This window comes from Moraxella sp. CTOTU47616 (assembly GCF_032017465.1).
GTDB classification, from domain to species: Bacteria; Pseudomonadota; Gammaproteobacteria; order Pseudomonadales; family Moraxellaceae; genus Faucicola; species Faucicola tetraodonis.
In genome coordinates, this window is record NZ_DALZPU010000005.1 from 14,655 (window position 1) to 38,388 (window position 23,734).

General features: G+C 44.4%; 20 protein-coding genes. 7 read left to right on the forward strand and 13 right to left on the reverse strand.

What is annotated here, in order from left to right:
- Nucleotides 1-52: 52 nt before the first annotated feature.
- The 5 genes from RTS10_RS07010 to tauA all read right to left on the reverse strand — a co-directional run bounded on the left by RTS10_RS07010 (nt 53) and on the right by tauA (nt 5,424).
- Nucleotides 53-1,420, reverse strand: coding sequence for a tyrosine-type recombinase/integrase (locus RTS10_RS07010; RefSeq protein WP_312539752.1), 1,368 nt, complete (start codon nt 1,418-1,420; stop codon nt 53-55).
- 311 nt (nt 1,421-1,731) lie between these two features.
- The gene (gene tauD / locus RTS10_RS07015; RefSeq protein ID WP_312539753.1) at nt 1,732-2,595 is read right to left on the reverse strand and encodes a taurine dioxygenase; all 864 of its coding nucleotides are present in this window, start codon (nt 2,593-2,595) and stop codon (nt 1,732-1,734) included.
- Between the two features lie 30 nt (nt 2,596-2,625).
- Nucleotides 2,626-3,429: an ABC transporter permease subunit gene (locus RTS10_RS07020; RefSeq protein WP_409418177.1), complete on the reverse strand. Its 804-nt coding sequence runs from the start codon at nt 3,427-3,429 to the stop codon at nt 2,626-2,628.
- A gap of 154 nt (nt 3,430-3,583) precedes the next feature.
- Nucleotides 3,584-4,363 (reverse strand): taurine ABC transporter ATP-binding protein, encoded by a 780-nt coding sequence (locus RTS10_RS07025; RefSeq protein WP_309593674.1) that lies wholly within the window; start codon nt 4,361-4,363, stop codon nt 3,584-3,586.
- A 29-nt stretch (nt 4,364-4,392) separates the two neighbouring features.
- Complete coding sequence (gene tauA, locus RTS10_RS07030) at nt 4,393-5,424, reverse strand: taurine ABC transporter substrate-binding protein (protein ID WP_409418176.1); 1,032 nt, start codon at nt 5,422-5,424, stop codon at nt 4,393-4,395.
- A 276-nt stretch (nt 5,425-5,700) separates the two neighbouring features.
- Here tauA and RTS10_RS07035 point away from each other — a divergent pair, with 276 nt between their 5' ends.
- On the forward strand, nt 5,701-7,215 hold the full coding sequence (locus tag RTS10_RS07035) for an aminoacyl-histidine dipeptidase (RefSeq protein WP_312539755.1): 1,515 nt from the start codon (nt 5,701-5,703) through the stop codon (nt 7,213-7,215).
- Between the two features lie 181 nt (nt 7,216-7,396).
- On the opposite strand, the gene RTS10_RS07040 is transcribed toward RTS10_RS07035, so the two are convergent.
- Nucleotides 7,397-9,448, reverse strand: coding sequence for an OPT family oligopeptide transporter (locus RTS10_RS07040; protein ID WP_312539757.1), 2,052 nt, complete (start codon nt 9,446-9,448; stop codon nt 7,397-7,399).
- A gap of 452 nt (nt 9,449-9,900) precedes the next feature.
- Between RTS10_RS07040 and RTS10_RS07045 the strand changes: the two genes are divergently transcribed.
- From RTS10_RS07045 to RTS10_RS07070, 6 genes are all read left to right on the forward strand, one after another.
- Entirely contained in the window at nt 9,901-10,983 is a 1,083-nt protein-coding gene (locus RTS10_RS07045; protein WP_312539758.1) for an ATP-grasp domain-containing protein, read from the forward strand.
- Between the two features lie 28 nt (nt 10,984-11,011).
- A complete protein-coding gene (locus RTS10_RS07050; protein ID WP_312539760.1) occupies nt 11,012-12,211 on the forward strand; it encodes a phosphoribosyltransferase domain-containing protein in 1,200 nt (399 codons plus the stop codon).
- Nucleotides 12,212-12,321: 110 nt separating this feature from the next.
- Nucleotides 12,322-13,152 carry an HAD family hydrolase gene (locus RTS10_RS07055; protein WP_312539762.1) on the forward strand — a complete coding sequence of 277 codons (831 nt, stop codon included), beginning with the start codon at nt 12,322-12,324 and terminating at the stop codon, nt 13,150-13,152.
- Between the two features lie 2 nt (nt 13,153-13,154).
- The gene (locus RTS10_RS07060; protein ID WP_312539763.1) at nt 13,155-14,309 is read left to right on the forward strand and encodes a cysteine protease StiP domain-containing protein; all 1,155 of its coding nucleotides are present in this window, start codon (nt 13,155-13,157) and stop codon (nt 14,307-14,309) included.
- A 78-nt stretch (nt 14,310-14,387) separates the two neighbouring features.
- The gene (locus tag RTS10_RS07065; RefSeq protein ID WP_312539764.1) at nt 14,388-15,347 is read left to right on the forward strand and encodes an HpcH/HpaI aldolase/citrate lyase family protein; all 960 of its coding nucleotides are present in this window, start codon (nt 14,388-14,390) and stop codon (nt 15,345-15,347) included.
- Between the two features lie 160 nt (nt 15,348-15,507).
- Entirely contained in the window at nt 15,508-16,584 is a 1,077-nt protein-coding gene (locus RTS10_RS07070; RefSeq protein WP_312539765.1) for a WavE lipopolysaccharide synthesis family protein, read from the forward strand.
- A gap of 99 nt (nt 16,585-16,683) precedes the next feature.
- On the opposite strand, the gene RTS10_RS07075 is transcribed toward RTS10_RS07070, so the two are convergent.
- The 7 genes from RTS10_RS07075 to nadR all read right to left on the reverse strand — a co-directional run bounded on the left by RTS10_RS07075 (nt 16,684) and on the right by nadR (nt 23,722).
- Nucleotides 16,684-17,415: a glycosyltransferase family 2 protein gene (locus RTS10_RS07075; protein ID WP_312539766.1), complete on the reverse strand. Its 732-nt coding sequence runs from the start codon at nt 17,413-17,415 to the stop codon at nt 16,684-16,686.
- Nucleotides 17,406-18,980 carry an aminoglycoside phosphotransferase family protein gene (locus RTS10_RS07080; RefSeq protein WP_312539767.1) on the reverse strand — a complete coding sequence of 525 codons (1,575 nt, stop codon included), beginning with the start codon at nt 18,978-18,980 and terminating at the stop codon, nt 17,406-17,408. Before RTS10_RS07080 ends, RTS10_RS07075 begins: the two co-directional genes overlap by 10 nt.
- 43 nt (nt 18,981-19,023) lie before the next feature.
- Entirely contained in the window at nt 19,024-19,395 is a 372-nt protein-coding gene (locus RTS10_RS07085) for an HAD-IIIC family phosphatase (protein WP_076774525.1), read from the reverse strand.
- A 437-nt stretch (nt 19,396-19,832) separates the two neighbouring features.
- Nucleotides 19,833-21,023, reverse strand: a complete 1,191-nt coding sequence (locus RTS10_RS07090) for a hypothetical protein (RefSeq protein WP_312539768.1) — start codon at nt 21,021-21,023, stop codon at nt 19,833-19,835.
- A 150-nt stretch (nt 21,024-21,173) separates the two neighbouring features.
- Entirely contained in the window at nt 21,174-21,629 is a 456-nt protein-coding gene (locus RTS10_RS07095; RefSeq protein WP_065252336.1) for an Mpo1 family 2-hydroxy fatty acid dioxygenase, read from the reverse strand.
- A 151-nt stretch (nt 21,630-21,780) separates the two neighbouring features.
- Entirely contained in the window at nt 21,781-22,527 is a 747-nt protein-coding gene (pnuC, locus tag RTS10_RS07100; protein ID WP_312539769.1) for a nicotinamide riboside transporter PnuC, read from the reverse strand.
- Nucleotides 22,528-22,648: 121 nt separating this feature from the next.
- Nucleotides 22,649-23,722, reverse strand: coding sequence for a multifunctional transcriptional regulator/nicotinamide-nucleotide adenylyltransferase/ribosylnicotinamide kinase NadR (gene nadR, locus RTS10_RS07105; protein ID WP_312539770.1), 1,074 nt, complete (start codon nt 23,720-23,722; stop codon nt 22,649-22,651).
- Nucleotides 23,723-23,734 lie beyond the last annotated feature (12 nt).

The window sequence follows — 23,734 nt, forward strand, 5'->3', positions numbered from 1 at the left end:
TTCTCAAAAAAGGTTTTTCTTAAATAATGTATATTTTAGATAAAATTAAATTTTATTTTATTAATTCTAATATTTTATCTTTTCCTAATTGTTTAATTAATTGTTTCATAATTTCTTCAGGCATCCCTTTACTTGGGTTCAATGAAGTGCGATTTTTAAAACGGCTCACATCTTCATCGTTGCGTAAACCATCAAGATAATCTGCCCATGTTTGCATCATTTCAGTTCTCTCATCAAGGAATTCAAAACGTCCGTAAGCTGTGCCGTTTTGGTCTTTGGTGATATGACCCAATCCCATTTCAACAATCACTGCTGGGTACTTTAATTGTTCTTGGAGCATGGTTTTAGCACTTGCACGAAATCCATGCACACAATGGACATTTTGATAGCCTAATTCTTTAAGATGTTTATTGGCGGTATTGTCTGAGATTATGCCGTTCTTTTTAGCCGAAGGGCTATAAAAAACAAACTCACTATGACCATTGATTTTATACTGGTGTTGTAAAATTTCAATGGCTTGACGGGGTAGAGGTACGACCATATCTCGCACCATATGTTCTTTGCTTTCACCTTTAAGTGGTTGAAATCGCCATTTAGCTTCTTTAAAGTCTAAATCTGCCCAACGCATACGACGTAAATCACCATTACGCACAAACAGCATAGATAATAGCCTAAGTGAACTAATGGTATTACCATCAACTTTAGTTGCCAAGGATTCAATGTCTTGTAGCAGTTTGGCAAATTTATCGGGCTGAATAATTGCAGGACGGTGACCGTATACGGGCTTAATCAATTGGCTTTTTACCATATTGGCAGGGTCTGTACTACAAAAACCACGAGCGCTAGCATACTTAAAAATATCGCTAGCGATGCTGGCACAGCGTTCAGCCTTTTCTGTAGGTTTACCGTCTGCCTTAACGAACTGGTTTTGCACATCAATCAACATTGAAAGCATTTGCGGCGGCGTTATTCCATCAATAGGTGTTTCAGCAAAGCTGTCTTTAAGTAGTTTTAGGCAGTTTAGTTTACGTTGTAAGGTGTTAGGCTTAAGCGTTGATTTGAGCGTTTCAAAGTACTCGTCAGCAAAATGACCGAATGTGTTATCATTGCTTCGCAATAACGCTTGCTTAACCGTTTCTCGATTATCCTTAGGATCAATGCCTTTACTAAGTAATTCTTCATTTTCACGCCATAAATCACAAGCACGAGCAAGTGAAATACTAGGATAAGAGCCAAATGAGATTTTGCCTTGTTTATTGGTTTTGGGTGAGTAGTAGCGATACACCCACGACTTCGTATCATTCGGACGTACTCGTAATGATAGACGTGGATGATTTTTGACAGGAACAAAATATTCTTTGTCGTCAGGTTTATGAGTAGCAATACTGCGATCGGTGGTAATAGGTTTTCTTGAGTCCATACATAAAGCTTTCAAATTTGGGGTACTTGTTGGGGTACTTGAAATGCAGAATTTATATGGATATTAAAACACAGTATGAGATAACAATAAATAGCAAAACGTTGATAATAAAGGGATTGAGAGACAATGCGATTTCATATGAAATAATCATTCGACACCCGCCGAGCGCACCATTTCCTTGATTTCATCCTTAATCTAAAACATTAATTTTATTGATAAAATCAGTATCATCTGCCCTTTAGTTTACCTCATTATCATTGATTGTTTTATCCTTGATAAAAAGTTTGTTGAATCTATTAATTGAGCAACCATTAGATTGAATGATAAAACGGTTTATCCCCATTGATAGTCGCACGGTGCATGACACGATGTACCGTATCGCCATAATCATGGGTCGCATAGTGCTGAGTGGCGCGATTATCCCAAAACGCAATGTCATCATTTTGCCAGTGCCATCTTACCGTAAACTCAGGTTTGCTAATATGTTGGAATAAAAAGTTGAGTACCGCTTTACTTTCTGAGTCGGACAATTCATTTATCTTTGTGGTAAAGCCTTCATTGACAAAAATCAATTTTTTACCGGTGACAGGGTGAGTGCGAATGACAGGATGCACCACAGGCGGATTGTCAATTTGCGCTTGTTGCCACTGAGCAAAGCCCTCGGGGGTATTGCCAAATCGCTCTTGCGGGAAGGATTGAATAATATTGTGCGTTGCCGTCAACCCTGCCAAAAAAGCGCGAAACGCAGGTGATAAATTATCGTACGCCGCATAGCTGCTTGACCATAGCGTATCACCACCAAAGCTTGGAACTTGTTTGGCTGCCAAAATACTGCCAAGCGGTGGCGTTTCGCTAAAAGTCACATCAGTATGCCAAATGGCATTGTCTCGCAAATCGGTTTTATGATTATCAAGCAGTACAATCTCTGGCTGGTTATCGGCTTGGGGGAAAATCGGGTGAATATGCAGTGAGCCAAATTGACGCGCAAAATCCGCTTGTTGTTTTGGGGTAATTGCCTGTTTACGAAAGAATAAGACTTGATGCGTCAATAATGCTTGCTCAATTTCGTGTTGTTGAGTCTCTACCAAAGGTTGGCTAAAGTCGACACCTGTCACCACCGCGCCAATATTTGGGGTGATTTTTTCGATTGTTAACGTGGTCATGATGATCTCCAAATTGTTCAGTTATCACTTGTTATAGCTGTTTTAATATTTGCCGTACCAAGGGGCAAGATTGGCTTGTAATTTTCTTAATAAAATTTCTAAAATAAACGCAATCACCGCAATAATTATAATCCCTAGAACGACAATATCCGTCGATAGAAACTGCGCGGCTGACTGAATCATAAAGCCTAACCCTTTAGTTGCAGCCACCAATTCAGCTGCCACCAAAGTCGACCAACCTACACCCAGCCCAATACGAATCCCTGTTAGGATATGCGGTAAAGCCGATGGCAATGTCACATGCCAAAGTAATTGCGATGGGGTTGCACCGAGCGATAGCGCGGCAAATTGGCGGCTTTTATTAACGGTCAAAATACCCTGCAATGTTGAGATAATAATCGGGGCTAAAATCGATAAAAAGATAAGCGTGATTTTGGTCAGCTCACCAATCCCTAACCAAATCACCAATAATGGCAAATAAGCGAGCGGGGGAATTGGGCGATAAAACTCGAGCAACGGGTCAAAAATAGCCTGAACTGTGCGATTGGTTCCCATCCAAATAGCGATAGGCACACCCACCACCACTGCCAAAACCAAGGCAATAAATACCCGTCCTAGGCTAGCAAAGGTATGCTGTATCAAGGTTGCCGACATATAGCCTTCGGTGGAGACTTTGACAAACTGTTGCCACACACTGGTAGGATTTGGCAAAAATAAACTTGGCACCAGTCCTGTCGCAGTCACCGCCCACCAAATCGCCAATGCAGTAACCACACTGATAAACCCCCAGACTACCCCATGATGTTGGGATACAAAAGATGAGGCAGGGGTGGGGCGTGTTGTCATGGTAGTCTCAATAACGGCTGCGGTTGGCGCTGACTGATGGTCGATTGGTTTATCAGCGGGGTGAGTTGCGGTATCAATCTTAGAAATTGTTTGGCTCGTCATGACCTAATTCCTGTTAAATTATTATGATGAATTGGCGCAGTTTTAGCAGCTGTCAAATACGACCCGCCACAATTTGCTGAAATAACTGTTCTCGCCATTCAATAAACTCACGGTCTGATTTTATGGCGCGCGTGCTTTGTCCTTGGGCAAAGCGTTGGCTAAAAGTCGGCTGGTAATGGTGCAGAATTTTTCCTTGACCCATCACCACCAAGTCGGTTGCCAAAAATAACGCTTCTTCAATATCATGCGAAATCAACAATATTTGTCGTTTGCTTTGTTGCCAAATATTGAGCAGTAGTTCTTGCATGGATTCGCGCATAAAAGCATCGAGGGCGGCAAACGGCTCATCTAGTAATAACATTTTGGCTTTTGATGCCAATACGCGGGCAATGCCCACACGTTGTTGCATCCCGCCTGATAATTCCCAAATCGATTTTTCGGCAGCGTTTTCTAGTCCTACCCATTGCAAAATTTGCTCGGTTTGTTTGGCTTGCGTTTTGGCATCGACCCCTGCTAATTTGCCGGCAAAACTGACGTTGTCAGCGACATTGAGCCAAGGGAATAACGCATGGTTTTGAAATACCACCGCTCTATCTACACTGGGTTTGGTAATGGCTTGACCGTCTAGGCTTAACGCGCCTTGGGTCACAGGAATAAAGCCTGCAATGCTGTTGAGCAAAGTGCTTTTACCGCAGCCTGATGCCCCCAGCACCACACAAAAACTTTGCGCTGCCAATGATAAGTTCACCTTATCAAGTGCCAAGGTGGGATGGCTATTGGACTGGGTAGTTGGATACTGTACGCTTAAATTTTCAATCACTAATCCGCTCATGCTATCTCATTCCTTATTAAGCCTTGCTATTACTTGCTATCCAAATATTGATTGGTGACAAAATCTGAATAATCAGCTAATACAGTATCCACCTTGCCTTGTGACTTAAGAAATTCAGCCGTTTTGCGGATGTTGTCAGCAAATGGTTTTTGTAGCAAAGTCTGCTGTTCACTGACGGGTAGATAACGATTGCCTGCCAGTAGGGTGCTGATATCGCTCGGTGTTGAACCGGTAATTTGCGCAATTTTTTGCACGTTGCTAGCATTACCAATGAATGCTTTAGGGTCTTGGCTATATTTACCGGTGGCATCGGTGCTGATTTTGACGAACTGTTTTAAGAAGTCAGGATTTTTTTGGGCAAAATCTTTACGTGCCACCCATAAGTCATAGGTCGGACTACCCCAGCTAGCCACTTCTTTTGAAGTCGTCAAAACATGCCCAGTGGCTTTGACTTTACTTAAAACAGGCTCCCAAACATACGTGGCATCAATATCTCCTCGCTCCCAAGCCGCATTGATTTCCGGTGGACGAAGGTTAATAATGGTGACTTTGTTTGGGTCAATGTTCCAATGCTTCAGCGCGGCAAGTAAGCTGTAATGGGTGGTAGAAACATAGGGCACGGCAATTTTTTTACCGATTAAATCTTGCGGTGTTTTGATATTACTAGCATTTCTGACGACCAAGCTTTCTGCTTCACCGATTTCACTGGTCACCAAAAAAACTTGAAGCGGTACGCCTTTGGTGGCAGCGGCTGCCAGTGGACTTGAGCCGATATTGCCAATATCAATGCTGCCGGCACTGATGGCAGCAACGACGTCTGCACCGGTATCAAACTTTCGCCAATTGATATCACGCTGCGTGGTTTGTTCATAGGTTTTGTCGGCTTGAGCAAGTTTGGCTGGGTCAACCCCCGTTTGATAAGCAATGGTAACGGCTTGCTTGCTATCCGCGGTTGATGTGTTGCCTGCTGCGGATGCGCTGTTGGGCGTTGCTTGATTTTGCGATTGTGTTGATGATTGAGAATTCGATTGAGAATAAACATAGCCCGCGCCAATCGCCATAATTCCTGCGGTCAATCCTGCCGCGAATAATTTATTTTGCTTAGTCATTTTTACCCCTTAATTCATCATAGATATTCTATATGTGAATTATTATGTAAAAACCTGTATATTCTGTAAAATAATATTAACAATATTCCATTTTTTAAAATGGAATATTACTGTGCATTTGCCAATCGCGCTATAACTAAGCTAACCAGAAATAAGCTGACCATTCGTATGTAAAATTCGCTACAATATTGCCTTTGATAGTTAATACACTAAAAATCGGGCAATATCATGACAACCAATCTCTCTCAACTGTCACCCACTGCTGTTTGGCAATGGTTTGATCAAATTTGTGCTATTCCACATCCTACTTTTCATGAACACGCCTTGGGTGACTTTATTGTTCAAGCAGTACAAACCCGCGGACAGCAATACGGGTTAACGGTCAAAAAAGATGAAAAAGGCAATATTTTTATCTATAAGCCAGCAAGCGTACAGCTTGATAGCAATATGGCAAACCATCCTGCGGTGGCTATCCAAGCGCATTTTGACATGGTGGCACAAAAAGGGGAAACCACCAACCATGATTTTATCACTGACCCTATCAAGCCTGTTATTAAAGACGATTGGGTCTGGGCAAGCGATACGACGCTTGGGGCAGATAATGGTATTGGGCTTGCTATGGCATTGGCGGTGGCGTTTAGTGATGATATTGTCCATCCACCACTTGAGTTGATTTTGACTTGTGAAGAAGAAATCGGCATGGGCGGCGTCCAAGCCATTCACCCAGAGTGGCTGACCGCACCTGCGATGATTAACCTTGACTCAGAAGATGAAGGTGAACTGTTTATTGGCTGTGCTGGCGGGCGTGATGCCACATTTCAGTTAACTTGTCCGCTTATTACCGTAACCGAGGATGTCACGCCGATGGTGATTAAGGTGAGCGGTTTACAAGGTGGGCACTCTGGCATTGATATTCATAAAGGCTTAGCCAATGCTAACTTATTACTGGCGCGCGTGCTGGCAAGCCTTTTTGGCTCATCGCCTTTTTATCTACAACACTGGACAGGTGGGGTACTGCGAAATGTGATTACGCGCGAAGCCTCTGCGGCGGTGTTGGGTGATTTTGAGCGTATCAGCCAGTTGCTTCCCACTATCTTGCAAACGCTACAAGCTGAATATAAAATCACGGAACCCAACCTCACCGTCACTGTTGAAAAACTAGTAGCCACGGACGCGCTGTCACCTGCATCTAGCAACCTGTCCGCTCTTAGTATAGCCGACAGTCAGCGTGTGCTTAACTTGCTGCGTAGCCTACCCAATGGCGTAATACGGATGAGCGATAGTTTTGCCGGCGTGGTAGATACATCAATTAGCACGGGTGTGGTAAAGCTTGAACAAACTCACGACAATAATCACACCGCCACCCTTGAGATACGTTGTCTGATGCGATCTTTGGGTGAAACCCCAAAAGATGACATTGCCCAGCGGCTACAAGCTTTAGCAGATTTGGCAGGGGCAGCGCTAGAGTTAAGCGATGATTATCCAGGCTGGCAACCTGACCCAGATTCTAAGCTATTGGCAGTGGCAAAATCTGTGATGGCGAGCCATTTTGCAGGCGAGCCAAAACTGCAGGTGATTCATGCCGGTCTTGAATGCGGCATATTTAAGGGTAAAGCGCCAAACATGGACATGATTTCTTTTGGTCCAAATATCCGTGCGGCGCACTCACCCAAAGAACGCGTAGAAATCGCCAGCGTGGCAAAAACTTGGCAGGTGTTATTAGACTTATTAAAAGTTTTGTAATTGCTAATGATTGCTCATGCTGCTATCACAGTTGTGAAAAAATGTCGTTGCTAAGGTTTTAAATCTATGGTGTTGCGCCTATTTTCTTACACCGCGATACATAAAAAACCCTTGAAAAAACTGATTTTCAAGGGTTTACTGATTTTCAAGGATGTATAGAGATATTGGGTTTTAATGCTTGTTATGCCGATGTTTTGGCACTGCTCAACACGCGTCTTGCTAGTATCACGATAGCCAATATAAATGCCAATAATCCTAGCCATTGAGCAATGTTGTCCCAATTGGCAAGTTTAAGCGCCAGCGGTGCATCTGAGCCGCCCGTCGTGACTGACGCGGCAATAATAAACGCCATAATAACGCCAATCAAGCTTTCGCCCACAATTAACCCTGCAGCAAATAACGTACCTTTACGCTCTGCAAGCTTTAAGTTGCGCTCTCGTTGCGCCGCCGCACTGTTTTTGGTGATACGGTTTTTAATCCACCATGCCAACACCGAGCCTATAAAAATCGGCATATTAATGGTAGGTGGCAAATAAATACCCATACCCACTGCCAATACTGGCAAGCTGTATTTACCCGCTGAAGTTTTGCGTAATAAGGTATCAGCGACAATCAGTACCGCACCAATCAGCACACCGATAAGGATAAAGTCCCAGTTCAAATTATGCGCAAAAATCCCTTTGGCAATCGTGGTCATCAAGGTTGCTTGCGGTGCGCCCAAGGCTTGTGAGGCATCCATATCAGGGCGAGGCAATGCCCCAGTAAAGCCATAAGCTTTGTATAATAGTTCTAAGATAGGGGAGATTACCAATGCACCTACCACCACACCAATCATTAACGCAACTTGCTGACGCCAAGGTGTGGCTTTTACCAAGTAACCCGTTTTTAAGTCTTGCAAATTATCATTTGAAATCGTCGCCACACATAATACCGCCGAACCACAGAATAGCGCCAACGCGGTGACAAATTTGCCATCGCCCGTGGTTAACAATTGCGGATAAGCATTGCCAACCAGCAATAAAATGAGCGAAATCACCACAATCGAGATAATACCAATACCTGAAATTGGGCTAGACGACGATCCAACCAAACCCGCCATATAACCACACGCTGCCGCTACCAAGAAACCAATGATAAAGGTGACCGCAGTACAAACCAATACTAGGAGCCATGCCAAACCCGCTGGCAAGCTTGCATCCGCCACAAACTGATAGAAACTAACTGCCAATAACAACGTCATTACCACCGTCCAACCGATCATGGCTTTGGGCGATAAATCCTGATCCATACGACTGAGGTTTGATGAATTGCCACCTTTGAGCGCCTGCATGGAAATTTTTAATCCCTCAATCATTGGCTTCATTAGCGTGAGTAGCGTCCAAATCGCGGCAACACCAATGGTACCTGCACCGATAAATCGAACATTTTCCTTCCAAATTTTCATGGCAAATGCCGACATTTCCATGTCACTGGGCTGAGGCGTCATGCTCGTCAACATCGGTACCGCTGCACCCCAAGCAATAAGGATACCCAGCAAAATAGCAATACCGCCTGCTACGCCAACTAGGTAACCTGCCCCAAGTAGCGCCAAGGAAAACCCCATGGGTAATTGGGTAATCGCCGAGCCTGCTTTAAACCAGTAGCCTGCCGAATCTGCCAATACCCTGAGTCCACCCGTCAAAAACGCTACAATGCCTGACAACGCGCCACCAATCACAATATCCTTGGCGCCTGTTGAGGCATCTGACTGAGCGGGGGTATCATCTGCGGTGTCCTGTTCGCCTGCCCGCAAAATTTCAGCAGCGGCAACGCCTTCAGGGTAGGGCAAATCACTGTTAACGACCATCGCATAGCGAAGCGGAATAGTAAAAATCACCCCCAAGATGCCGCCAGCGATACATAAAATAGTGGTTTGCCAAAACGGAAACCCTGTCCAATAACCGAGCATTAATAACGCTGGCAACACAAAGATAATGGACGATAAAGTACCTGCTGCAGAAGCTTGGGTTTGTACAATATTATTTTCAAGAATATTGCTATCTTTGGCAAATTTTAAAACTGCCATTGATATCACCGCCGCCGGAATGGACGAGGCAAACGTTAAACCGACTTTAAGTCCAAGATATACATTGGACGCGGTAAAGATGACAGTGATTAATGCCCCAAGAATAATGCCCCTTAGCGTCAATTCTTTGTGATTGGCATACATATCACCGATAGGCTGAACTTGCATGGGCAAATCTCCATGTAAAAGCAAAAGTTGTTGGTGAGTAAAAAAAATCTTATGGATTATACTGCGTTTTATGGCTAAAACAATAACTTTTATCTAGCACCCTCACCCTCGAAACATTGAAACACTACCGGTCTCAATATGGCTATCATTGTGTAGCAAACGTTGTTTGGCAAATATTGTTTGGCAAAGCACGCCAATAATAGTTGCACCTCATGCATATAGATATAAGATACCTAGGTGATTGGTAAAATAATAAGTCTTACCTACTAAACAAAGAAAAGTTAAGCAAAGATAAGTAGTCAAGCATATCCTGCAGTGGAAGCCACGATTTATTTAGCAAGATAGATTAAAATTTTGCACCACCTGCTATATAATTCTTGCTACACACTCAGCATGTTATATCTCAATGACAATCGATTACAGTTGTATGAAGATTTGCTAATGGAAATTGAATGATTTTAAACCCCAGTAATACCCCGTTTTCAATTTGGTTGGCAGAAGGGCAGTCAAGCCAGCGTGAGATGCTACTTGCCATGCAAGCCATGAAATGCCAATATAACTTACCCATGACCATCGTGGCGTCCCATCGACAACCACGACCAGAAATCTTAAACTGTGCCGATATAGCGTACCAAGAGCCATCCGAGCCAAGTGAGCGGGTTGGGTTTGTACTTGCACAGGCCAAAAAGCACAATAGTAAAGTGGTGCTCACAGGGCGCAATAGCCAAGATTACGAAGCCAGACGTCAAGACTTCAAAGCAGCCGGTATTCGGTTATTGACAGGCGCAACTGACACAGCCACGCTTGAATTAATGGACGATAAAGCCGCTTTTACAGCTTTTTGCCAGCAACATGACATCCCTGTGGCAAGTGGCTGGCAGTTTGCTAATACAGATGAATTAATGTCACTGCTAGCCTTGCATGGTGAGCAGCCGTTATGTGTAAAACCCGTTAAAGGCATATTTGCGCAAGGGTTTTGGCGACTCGATACCGCAGCGGTCGATGCGTGGGATAGTTTTGAGCATTTATACTTTACTGAGGATAAAAAAATCCATCTTGCGCAATTTTTGCACGCCTATAACCATAGCCAAATGGTAACTGACAAACCCATTGCCATGCTGCTGATGCCATATTTAGCAGGCAAAGAATATTCGATTGATGTGGTATGTGAGACAGGGGAAGTGTTAGCCGCAGTGACGCGCTATAAAGAAGGCAGTGAGCAGCATGTGGGCTATGACGAGGCAGTGATGGCACTTGTCAAGCGTCTGGTGGCAGCCCTAAAAGCCGATGGTATTGTGAGCATCCAAACCAAAGCTGATGAAAATGGCATGCACAAGGTACTGGAAATCAATAGCCGCGCGTCAGGTGGTATTGGTTATACCGATCACGCCTTTGACAACGGCACGATGAATTTAACCCAATTAGCTTTTGCCTATTGGTCAGGCTGTATTGCCAAACCGCAGTTGGCAGCGGTACGTGATACCATCACCCCTTGCATCGTGCGCCCGCTGATGACCAGTGTCAAAATCGGCTAACGGATAAAATAACAGGACAACAGACGCCATGACCGAGCAAAAAACCATTTCGTTATCGCGTGGTGAGCTTACTTTGCGCTATCAAACCAGCGCTGATTATCAGCTTGATGATTTGTTGGGTTTTGCTGAGCGTATCAACCCAAAACGCGCGTTTTTGTTTGTATCCAAAGTATTGGGGCGACATATTCCGGTATCCCCCGATAAGATGCGACAAGCCTTCACCCAGTTGGCAACTCTCATACCCGATGATTTGCCCGAGCCAATTGTGGTAATTGGCATGGCTGAGACCGCAGTCGGACTGTCGGCAGGGGTGCATCAAGTGCTGCAGGCGCGTTATCCGCAGGCTATTTTGCTCAACTCGACGCGGCATGCACAGGCAGGAGAGCTTTTCACCACGTTTAGCGAAGATCATAGTCATGCCAGTGTGCATTTGATTTACCAAAGTGATGACAGCACGCTACAAGCGAACGTTGAAAACGCCAAAACCTTGATTATGGTCGATGACGAAGCCTCCACAGGTAATACCTGTCAAAATGTGGTCAACGCCCTGCGTCAAGCAGGAATGAGTAAGCTTGAGCAAGTGCATTTGGCGACGCTGGTTGATTGGTCACTGGGCAAAAAACTGGGCAAAAAACTGGGGGAAACGGATAGTAATATTTTTAATGACATCGCCTTTTTTCGCCATCATCTGCTGGCAGGAGATTGGACGTGGACAGATAAGGTGAATGCGCCCGCGGTTACCATGCCAAATGTGTCAACCACAGAGGCAGGCAGTCAGCCACTGCTGCCTACCGGCGATTGGGGTAGACAACCGACACGCGATAGTACATCGGGATTGGATTTTTTGCTGCAAGGTTTGCATCATACGCTGAGCCAAAGACAATTGACCCTAGCGTCATTCGCCCATCAAAAAATCTTGGTGCTGGGCAGTAATGAGTTTGTTTGGTTGCCGTTGTTGCTTGCCGAACGCTTGGCGCAGTATCAAGCGGATGTCAAATTTTCTGCCTTAACGCGGTCACCTATCGCCATCCATGCTGATAGCGCCGTGACTAGCGTCATCAAGTTCTTTGACCATTATGGCTTGGGCATGACCAATTTTGTTTACAACGTGACGCCTGAGGCGTGGGATTGGGTGCTGTTGTGCGTGGAAACCCCCCAAGATAGCGTGGATGAGATTTGGCAGCGCTTTGATAATGTCATGGTAATTTCACCTAGCTCCGAAATCTGATACCCGAAATCTGACATTCTAAACCTGACAACCGAAGTCCGATACCTGAAGTCCGAAAGCTAATCAACCACAAAATCGATAAAAGTTAAGTTTGATAAAAGTGAGTGTGAATGACCGATTTTTTTAAACCCGAAGCCCGTTTTTTTGAATCAAAAGTCGCGCTAGTCAAGCCTTATGCTTTGATGGATTTGGATGATACCTTGTTTCAAACCCAGCGAAAAATTGCAGCTTGGCAATTGCCAATGGATGGGTTAGTGGCGGCGACCGTCGATAAGCAGAATGCGCCATTGAGCTTTTTGACCCCAAAGCAGCGCCATTTTTTTAATTGGTTATCCCAATCAACGGAGCTTATCCCTGTCACCGCAAGAGATACCACTGAGATTATGCGCGTCAAATTGCCGTTTGATAGTTGGCAAGTTTTGACCCATGGTGCGGTGATTGTAGCGCCATCGGGGCAGATTTGTACGCGTTGGCAGCGGCTAATGGCAGGGCAATTGGTGGCGCTACAACCCAAACTTATCCAGCTTATGGCGCGATTGGCAGGGTTTGAAGCACTGCGCATTACCCCACATTATGAACACTTTATAGTAGACAATAACGCGACGGATTTGATGGTATATGTCGCCATCAAACATCGGCATAAAGACCACGATGCTTTGCTGCAGTTTGCGACACAGCTGCCGACTGTGCTAAATGAGGCGGCTGATTTGGGCGATGAGTTTTATATCCATGTCAATGCCAATAACTTGGCAATCTTGCCGCACGTTGTCAACAAGCATCACGCGATGCGTTTTTTGCTAGATTATCATTTGGATAAAAACCGCCCTTGTTTTGGTTTTGGTGATAGCTTGGCGGATTTGCCGTTTTTACAATTATTGGACTGGTATGGCACGCCCAATCGCGGGCAACTGCATGATGCTATCAGTCAAGGGTATTTATAATCATGACAATTCAGGCGAATTTTTCGGGTAGTTATTTACCTGCTGAGGTTACCTTGCTGCTCGATATCGTCAGTGCTGATAGCGTCAATGATATCAGCCCAACGCAAAAAGAAGCGTTAATTCAATCAGGTCAGAGCCATTATTCAGATATGCTCACGCTTGAAAAACCGCCCAGTGCCATGCATGAAGCCTTGTACAATCAAGCATTGGCGGCAGGCAAACAGCGCATGGCAAATGATGTCACAAGCCTTGCCTTTAGCTTACATCAGCTATTTCATGCTCGCGTGAGTGCCTCGCAGCCGCTGATATTGGTCAGTCTCGTGCGGGCAGGATTGCCGATTGGGGTCTTGCTACAAAAAGCGTTTAGTGATGCATCTGCCAGCTATGCGTTAGCCAGTCAGCATTACGGGGTGAGTATCATCCGTGACCGCGGGCTTGACCCTGTTGCCTTGCAATATATTTTGCAGCAGCATCCCCATAGCCCGATTGTGTTTGTCGATGGTTGGACGGGTAAAGGGGCTATCTATGGTGAGTTGCAACGAAGTTTAGCCCAAATCACTGATAAGCGGCAACAAGCGCAACTGTTTCACCAAGGCGACGGGGTGATTCCACTGGTGACGTTGGCAGATCCTGCCGGGGTGGCTTGGCTATCGGCAAGTGAGGATGATTGGCTGATGCCGGCAAGTTTGCTCAATAGCACTGTCTCTGGGCTGATATCGCGCACCCTGTATCGTGAGCCCAGTGATGGACTGCACCAAGCAGTGTATTATGACAAGTTACAGCCTTGGGATCGCAGTGGCGAGTTTATCCAAACCATTGATGCGCTGCGTCAGCAAACGCCTTTACCAACGCCGCTAACGGGCAAGTTATTGCCGACTTTTACCACCCAGTCTGTGATAGAGGACTTGGCGGCGCGCTTTGCGATCAGCAATCGTAACCGTATCAAACCCACCATTGCCGAGGCGACCCGCGCGATATTACGGCGCGACCCTGAGTGTGTATTGGTCAATGAGAGGGCAGACGGACAAGATACGGCATTACTGCGGCATCTTTGTGAGGAAAAAAATATTCAAGTAATTGCAGATGCCAGCATTGCACCTTACCAAGCTGTCACCATTATTAAGAACAGAAGCCAAATTAAGGACAGAAGACAATGATAACCGCGTCTTTGCGCTCATCGACCTTGTTAACCGCCCATTTATCCTAATCGCTCTTTTACGCACATTGTACTTTTTATGACACTATTACACCCTGTAAATCATTTTTTACCTGCGTCTGTTGCGCCGACTATCAATCCCTACCAGCTGGGTGCGACGCTTTATATGCCAGCCACGCGCCAAGATATTTGGCAAATTATTAGCCAGCAAAAATTGGCTGAGATTGATAGTATTGTGATTTGTTTGGAAGATGCGGTAAGTGAAAGTGAAATTCCTGCCGCGCTCGCAAACTTAAAGCAGCTGCTTGCGACATGGGCTCAGCACGCCCAGACGCATGGTTTTGGCGATGAATCGCGTCCAATTTCACGCCCAATGGTATTTATCCGACCGCGAAACGCCTTGATGCTCACTGAGCTTGCCAGTTGGCAGTCGATTGCTTTGGTGGATGGCTTTGTGTTACCAAAAATCGATATGCAAAGCCTTGCCGATTGGCGATTGGCTTGTCAGGCATTGCCATCGACACAGCTATTGATGCCGACCCTTGAGACTCGACTCATCTTTAACCCGATACACAACCAAGAATTGGCGCTAGCGTTTAGCGAAGGGTTTAGCCAGTCGATTTTGGCACTGCGCATTGGCGGCAATGATTTATTTGCCTCGCTGCGCTTGCGTCGCCCGTCCGATGTGACGATCTATCAAACCCCAGTCGGCATACTTATCTATCAGTTAATTGCGTGTTTCGTGCCGCAAGGTTTTTATTTGACCGCGCCCGTGTTTGAATATTTGGATAAACCTGCCTTGTTTGCTGAAGAATTGCGGCAAGATGTCGCATTAGGACTGGTGGGAAAAACCATCATTCACCCTGAGCAAATTGCTGCAGTCAAACAAGCTTTTTATGTCAATGACATAGAGCGCAGTCAAGCCACCGCGATTCTTGCTACTGATGCCAAGGCGGTATTCAAGCAAGACAACAGTATGCTTGAGCCAGCAACGCATCGCGCGTGGGCGACCAGTGTGATGCTCCGTGCCAATGTCTAAAAGCTAAGGTTTAACAGCCAATGTCTAACAGTTTGTTATATCAAAGTTAGATAACAAATCACTGACCGATAATTGAACAAAATTGCGCTATGATAACGGGTTAGCAGATAACAATAATTTATGATAACAATTTAACTGATAACCAGCATCATGGAAACCTATGCAAGCAAACACTCTCCCCAGTCAGTCAGTGACGGTTATTTTTCAAGGCGGTATCAACGTTCACCAGCTAGGGCAGGGCGGCGATGACGGCAGTGATTTCATAGCTAACGTCGCAAAAACCCGAGCAGCCTTGCCCCATGCAACCATTGTATTATCGACTTGGGATACGCTTGCGTTGCCCACCGAGTTTGATAGCGCCGACAAATTGGGTATCGATCAGCTGATTTTAAACCCAGATCCTGGTGGGCTACCCAATATCAAATTTGGCTACGACGCCCCTAACAACGTCAATCGACAAATCATCTCCACGCAAGCGGGTCTAAACCAAGTCAGCACCGAATATGCGCTCAAACTACGCACCGATAGCTACTTACTCAATGACAATCTGCTACAATTTTATCGCTATTATACCCAGCAAGTAACGTTACATTCCCAGACCCATTTATCCTCAAAAAGTAAAGGAACCGACTATTCGCCGATTGTAGTGCCGTCGTTTTTTACCATTGACCCCAGCATGTTTGAGCATATGGCGTTTCATATTAGCGATTGGGCGCAATTTGGCAAGACTGATCGACTGCAGGCGTTTTGGTCGGCACCGCTGATGAGTCGTGACAATGCCACTTATTTTGAGTCGCACTCACAAGATGTCGATGCCAAATTTGCGGACAATACTTTTCGCACGCGGTTGGCTGTCGAGCAGCATATTGCCAGTCATTATGCCAATCAAATCGGCTACGCTGCCACACCAAGCTATTACAATGAGCTCAACGAGCAGATTCTAGACGCGCACAAGGCATTTTTGGCGAGTGACGTGATTGTGCTTGATATGACAGACTACGGGCTGCGGTTACCCAAATACGCGTGGACATTGACCGATGCTTTTATGGCGATGAACTGCATCAGCCATGATGACTGGTATCAGCTGTTTTATCAATATTGGTATCCCAACCAAGTTGACGAAACCCGCTTGGCGCATGCGGATGAACGAGCGGTGATGAAAAGTATTGCCGCAGCAGAGTTTTATCAAAACAGCCCAGTCGATCAACAGCAGATTTTCTCCCGTCTTTATCCCTAAATCCGCTAAATAAAAAAGCTTACCCAACAGATGGTAAGCTTTTTTTCAACTAAACAATTAAACGCCAATTTTTAAACATCAACCTTTAACCATGAGCCCTTAAACATCAGCCTTTAAACCGTGGGCTTTAAGCGCTTGGTATTCATCCGGCGTACCACAAAAATCAATGTCGTCCTCCGTGATTTTGACATAACCAACCCTGCCGCCTTGTGCGATTAATAAATTATACATCGGGGCAATATAATATTCGTTGTTAACCGTCAACTGTTGGGTAATCGCTTGTTGAAACAACGATAGATACTGCTGCTTGGATTTAAAATAATACAAGCCATCACTGCAAAGATTAGAGATACGCTGTTTTTCGGTGGTTTTAATCACCCTGTCATCGTCATCGACGGCGATAAATGACCAATGATCGCCTTCGCCTTCAAATACTTCTAAATAGCCATCAACAGATTCTACCCAGTCAGGTTTTTCAAAACCATAGCGAAAGGTATCGATGTTAAAAATATAAATCGGCTCATCGTCATCAATGCTAGTATCACCGAGTCCCAGCGCTACTGTTTCAGCTTGTCCTGCTGTCTCGCCATCAAGGGTATGAATCATAAAATTGCGCACACCCAAGCGCGTTAATCGCTCAGCAACAAATCGCGGGGTATCATATACATCGCGCACGATAAGCAAAAATAAATCGGTACTAAAATAGCGCTCAAACGATTTGATTGCCAAATCAAACACAATGGTATCGGCAATCGACAATTGATATTTAGGCACCTCAAAGCCCGCCTTAAAAAAACGACTGCTTAGCCCTGCCATTGGAATTACGAACATGTCACTGCCTCCATCACATACATTTTGTATAAACGATACGCATTGAGCAGCATGGCGCGCTGGCGATCGGGTCTATCTGCGTGTAAAGGTAGCATGGATAAAAACAATAACACCACCGCTGGCATGATAGATTCTGTGGTCATGTCATTGACCCAGGTGCCGGCAAAAAATTCTTGCTGGATTTGATCCAAACGCTTATCAATATCAAATCGTATATCGCTACCACTAGGACTATCGATAATTTCATAACGCCCTGCGATGATAAAATCATACATACCAATCACAGAATGGGTGAGCTTTGCTAAATCATAGCTTGCGTTGCCAAAAATACTAAAATTGCCGTTAGAATCCGTGCCGCGTGGGTCAAAAACTTTTACCCGGCGACCGCGCATGTCATACATGATGTTGCTAAAACATAAATCGCCATGCATGACACTCACGGTGTTTGGCAGTGCCAAGGCTTTGTCGATACAGTCCTGCGCAATCTCTAGCGTACTGCCAAGCATCGTTTCATCATATATTACAGGTTTGTTCAAATCGACATCGGCATCATCGGCATACGCGTACAAGCGCTTTAAGGTTTTTTTATGGTATAAATCTTCGGCATACGATTTGGCAAACCCTGTTTCGATATGACGATGGACGTCGGACTGATTGGCCATACTAAAAAATTCTTTTAATAGCTGAAAAATATGTTGCCAAAATTCAGTAGTATTTAACCCATGCACATACAACTCATTGAGCGGTAATAATGGCAAGAACTCTAAGCTATAACTAAACTGTCCGTCCACTTGCTGATAATCAATCAACTGCGGGGTAAAACGTCTAAGTGGCGCAGGAATATGGGTGTACCAATAAATTTCCGCTTCAATTTTGTTGTTGTCATCACTGCTTTTGGTGACCATGCCTTCACGAATCTGCAGTGAATTAAAGGCGCGTTCGGTGGTCATATTGGCACGGGCATGAATATAATGGACAAAATTACTGCAGTCATAATACGACTCAATATTGACCGATTTCATTGGCATCGTCTGTTGGTACAAATAAATCGCCCGCACAAAATTTTTCTTACTAATCGCCAAGGCTTTAATCAACTCCAGCCGTGAGGAAAAGGCAAAATACCCAATCCAATCGGTGGGGTTTTCTTTCATTTTTTTGGTTTGTTGCCAATCGTATTGGCGCGTTTTATCCGACACGCCAATACAATCTGAGCAATCAACTAACTGGGGTAAAAATACATCCCCTTGGATGATACGAATATGATGGTATGATTTATCAATGGCTAGATTAAGCACATATAAAATCGTCTCGGACAATGCCAAATTTTCAGGGATTGTTACCACATCAATGGGAAGTGACTCAATCACTGCTTTTTCATTGAGGGTCAAAGTATAAGCTTCAGGTAGTGACAATAGAATTTTTTCATTGGGAAAGTGTTGGCGTACCACATCGACTTGCAGCTGTAATAGTTTTTTATTACCGATGGGCAGCATGCAAGGTGGAATGCGCCCAATTTCTGCTTCAAATTCAGCATTGACATAGGAAGAGGCATTAATGAGTATCATGGCGTTAAATTACCTTAAACGTTGTTATTATTTTTATTTTTTATTAAGGTGTTAAATCAAGCAGCAGGCAAATCTCTGCATAGCTTAACTTGACCAATTCGTCGGGTCGAATAGCTTTGTCATCCACATAGAACCCTTCAAAGCCGCACCAAGGCTTACCCACATATAATTCATCATACGGGATATCATGTCGTGCCAGCCAATCGATGATAATTGGCAAGGTGTTTTTATTAATAGCGCCAATATTGCCTTGATAGGTGCGCATATTGCGACTGGTATTGATGATAATGGTAAACCCTTGTCGATGGTATTCTTTAAGTTTTTCGACAACTTCGGTGATAGGTTGGGCATTGGCATAGTCGCCGTTTTGTGTGGTGCATAGGGTGTCATCTAGGTCAAAGATTAGCCGCTTCATTGTTATTATGTTCCTAAGATTGCAGTGATAGACTTAAACTAAAAATTTTTGTATTTATAATAAAATCAAGTGTTTGATTGTTATTTTAACTTCAATACCTTAAAACGAATCCCTACCAAATGATATTACTTATTCATTACTTATTGTAATTTTAGGTAAGAATGCGAGAAAAAATCGATTATAGTGCTTAATCACAATGCCTAATATTGGCTAGACTGCTTTTAACAAATTAATCAATCGATGTTGACAATTTTTGAGAGTTAGCTATAGCACGAGAAATGTGGAAAAAAGCTTGTGAGAGGCTGATGAATCTAAATGAAATAGGCTGTGATTTGATGAAAGATTGGCTCTTATTAATGATGAGCTAACAGGCTAAAAGATTAAAAGGCGCAAAAGCTAGAAGAACAGTAGGCAAAACGCGGCAAGGCGTGGAAAATTTATTTGATAGCGACGTGACTATGGACTTTATACATACGACCCAGTGCGTTTTTCCAGCCACGGGCATAGGGCATAAAGGCTTGGCAATGATCTAAGTGATAGCCATAGCCTGCATTGCCATACGCCATCAAAAAACTGCCATCCAAAAAACCTGATTGCCCTATGACAAAGCCATTACCTTGATTAAATCGCGCTTCAGCGCCGTTACCGAGCAAGGTGGCATTGATTGCGGTATAGCCGTGACCCTGATTGTGGTTGGCATTGGCGTGGGTGATATCGATACTGGCGTGATGACGCGCAAAATAGCCACCGACCACGTTTTCATTGCCAAGACTGCGATTGGCTAAGATACGTCCGCCATTGTCGGCAAAATAGCCATAGCCATAATTGCGAAAGGCATTGGTACGTCGGTTGATGCTATTGCAGCTTAGCATGCCATTGTGCAGCGCCAAAAAGCCATGTTTGTTTTCGCTGGCACTGGTATCATGGCACCACATCGAGCCATTGGTGAGTGCATAAAACCCTGCGATATGGTTGTGTGCAGACACGCTGTTATCGGCATTGACAAAGCCGCTGGATTCCGCGCAGAATCCAAAACCCAAGTCTTCATCCAAATGCGCACAGTGATAAGCCTCGCATTGCTGGGCATCTATCGAGCCCCCATACGCAAAAAAACCGACATCCCCCGCAAACTGTACAATCACCCCAGGTTCACAGCGGATACTTGAGCCAAAGCGGGCGGCAACCCCATAATAAAACTTATTGATACGGACCTTTGACCCGACCAGCACTTGGCTATTGTAATTGCACATGATACCGGCACCATAGCCTTCATCTTGCCACTGTCCATAGCCCAAAAATGCCTTAGTACCATTGATAGTCATGCCATCGATTTTAAAAATACCGTTGCCCCGCTGCATCAAAAAGCCACAGCGGTTATGGGCATCATCAAAATGTAACTGCACCTTATCAGGATTGTCCAAATTGCCAATAATCTCTACCCGATCACTAAAAAAATCAATTTCAACTTGGCTTAAATAATACTCGCCATCGGCAATTTTGATTTGGATAAAGCCTTTATCACCCAAGTTATTTAATTGGCTTTTACAATAAGCCAAAGCCGCGTGAATAGTCGGTAATGTTTGCGGCACGTCAATACGTTGCCAACGGTTGGATACTTTTTTAATCATAATAACAGCAAGCTAACAAGTGATATGGTACTCAAAATGAGTAGGTCGACCATACATCGCCAAAAAACCTAGCGATAGTCAAAGCCATTGCAATTATCTAGGAAATAGCCGCTGTAATATGTTGGGTTTTCTTAGTGAATATGAAGTTTTTTATGACGTTTTAGGTTTTGCCAATTTTTCACTCAACGAATTCGCGACCCAGGCAGGACCAATCAACAAAAATTGTAAGTCTTCAAAAAATGACGGTTTTTTACCTTCAATTTTGTGACCGACAAATTGCCCAATCCACGCGACCACAAATACGCCAAAATAAAACTTAAACCCAAATGGCAAGATAGCAATCGCTGCTAAGCAAAACAGCACAAACATGCCCATAGCAATAAATAATTGCGTAGACAGACGTAGATAAAACAGCATTACCAAAGCAATCAGTACCAACGTAAATGCCGCTTGCCATGACATGCCCATACCTAAGATACTGGCAAAAATGGTGGGTACGCACAGCCAATGAATTTTTTTATTGATAGGATGTTGGTGGCTCACAGCGTAGTCAGCCAGCCAGCTTTGTAGGGATTTTTTTGAGTGAAGCAGGGTCACGGTTGCCATAATCTTCTTCCTTAAAGATAATAAAGACAATGAAAAAATTGCTGATAAAAAATGGGTGTGAATCCCATCAGTTACCCCTGAATCGTATCACACCCTAGTCGTTTGTCAAATCAGCGAATTTACACTGATAGGTTTTGATATCAGTGGCTACTTAGGCCAAGCCTTTGGCTTTTTGCTCACTGCGATACCACTCATACAGTCCCACAAACGCATTAATTTGGTACACCATGGTTTGAATGGCAAAAATATAATTTTGCGACATCAAGTTGACAATCAGCCAAACAAAATTCACCGCAATCCATAACCACCAGTTGAATGAATAGCGTAAAATCATCGTGGCTTGCGCTGTGATGGATAGCACAAATGCCAACACATTAATCCAAAAAAAATCAATCACGCCCAAAAATTTACTGCCATCGTTGGCGACCACGCCATAACCCATCGACGCTAGCCAATTATTGACAGTTGGAAATAATGCCAAGCCAATCGCGATAAAGGCAACGGTTACCAACCACACAATTTTATTGGCTGATTTGGGAATCATATTGCCATCGCCATCGGTGTTTTTTGACCAATAAAAAATGCCATATAAATGGGTAAAAAAGTTAAACAGCGGCGCGAGCATCAAACCCACCGCACCCGCGGTTCCCTGTACAATGGTTTCACCCGCCGTTGCCAACATGCCAAAGCCATTACCTGCGATATTGCGGCGAAAACTCAGCGATACCACACACAATAGCCCGATAACAGACACCCCCAAATAAAACCAGTCTAATGCTCGATGTTCTGTGGTCAACCAAAACACCGTAGCCAGTGCCACCACCCCAAAAAAGAACCATACCACCGTCCATTCTTGTGCCCATTCACCGGTAATTTTATCCAAAATTGCAATTCGCATTTCGCCTCCAGCCGTCATTACAACCATGACAACATTTTTTTAATTAAGCTTTAAAAAATAAAACCAAAAATTTTTAATATATTTACCAAGCGTGTCTAGCAAGCATGTCTAGAAAATTATTTTATGCCTCGATATCTTGATAGTGGTGAAAAACGTGTGCATCAATAAGCGCAATCGCATCCAAAAATCGCTGATGATAGTCAGGACTATCAATAAACAGCGGCGCAATATGATGACGGGCAAAGATTTGTTTTAAACGATTTTCAAAACGCTCACGCTGGGACTCGCTGCCTAGAGAGCGCATCCCATCGGCGACCCAAGGGGTATTATTGGCAAGCATCAGGGTATAATCTAAGCGAAATTCATCGATACAGGCGGTCAAAAACGGGTGGGTACGCCCTTCATATTCTTCACAGAATGCTTGCGTGGTCACAAAATCTGTATCCACCAAGGTGATTGGGGCAGGGGCAAAGCGTTTGGCGGCGCGTATCGCTTGTTCATGGTCAGTTGCCATGAGCGGATAATCATCGTATTGCATACCAAGCTCAGTACCGCCCAAATCGGTTTGCACAAATAGGCGTCCCATTTCTAAGCCATAGCTTGCACCATAATAGTTGGCTAATTTATGCAGTAGTGTGGTTTTACCTGAGCTTTCACCACCCACCAATGCCACAGTTTTGGTGTAGTCACCTCGCGCTTGCGGGTGAATGGCTGACCAATACAGCGCGGGGTTATTGTGAATCTTGCGGCTATCAAAGCCGTGCTGGCGTGGCGTGGTGACCACAGGTAAATGTAAATCATAATCGACAAACGGATGGGTTTCATCCATAAACACCACAGGGGCTACTACCTCTACCTCATGGCTAGACGCGCTCAACTTAGGATAACGTTGTTGCAAATCCGCTAATACCGCATTGACCTGATCAACGCTCAAATCTTGATAATTGTCTTCATACGAGGGGGTCACCAAATCAGGTAAAATCTCTATATGCACAAATGGCAAATCAGCAAATGCCATGGTCATCCAGCGCGCTTTATCTTTCAAATCAATGGAAAAATTTGGATTTGGCGCAGGGTGAGCGGTAATAAAAATATATAAATCTTTGACTTGCCCAGACGCATGCAAAATCGTTCTTACATGCCCCAAATGCAGCGGCTCAAAATGTCCAATAATGATACCCACATCTTGCATCATGCTTTCCTCAAT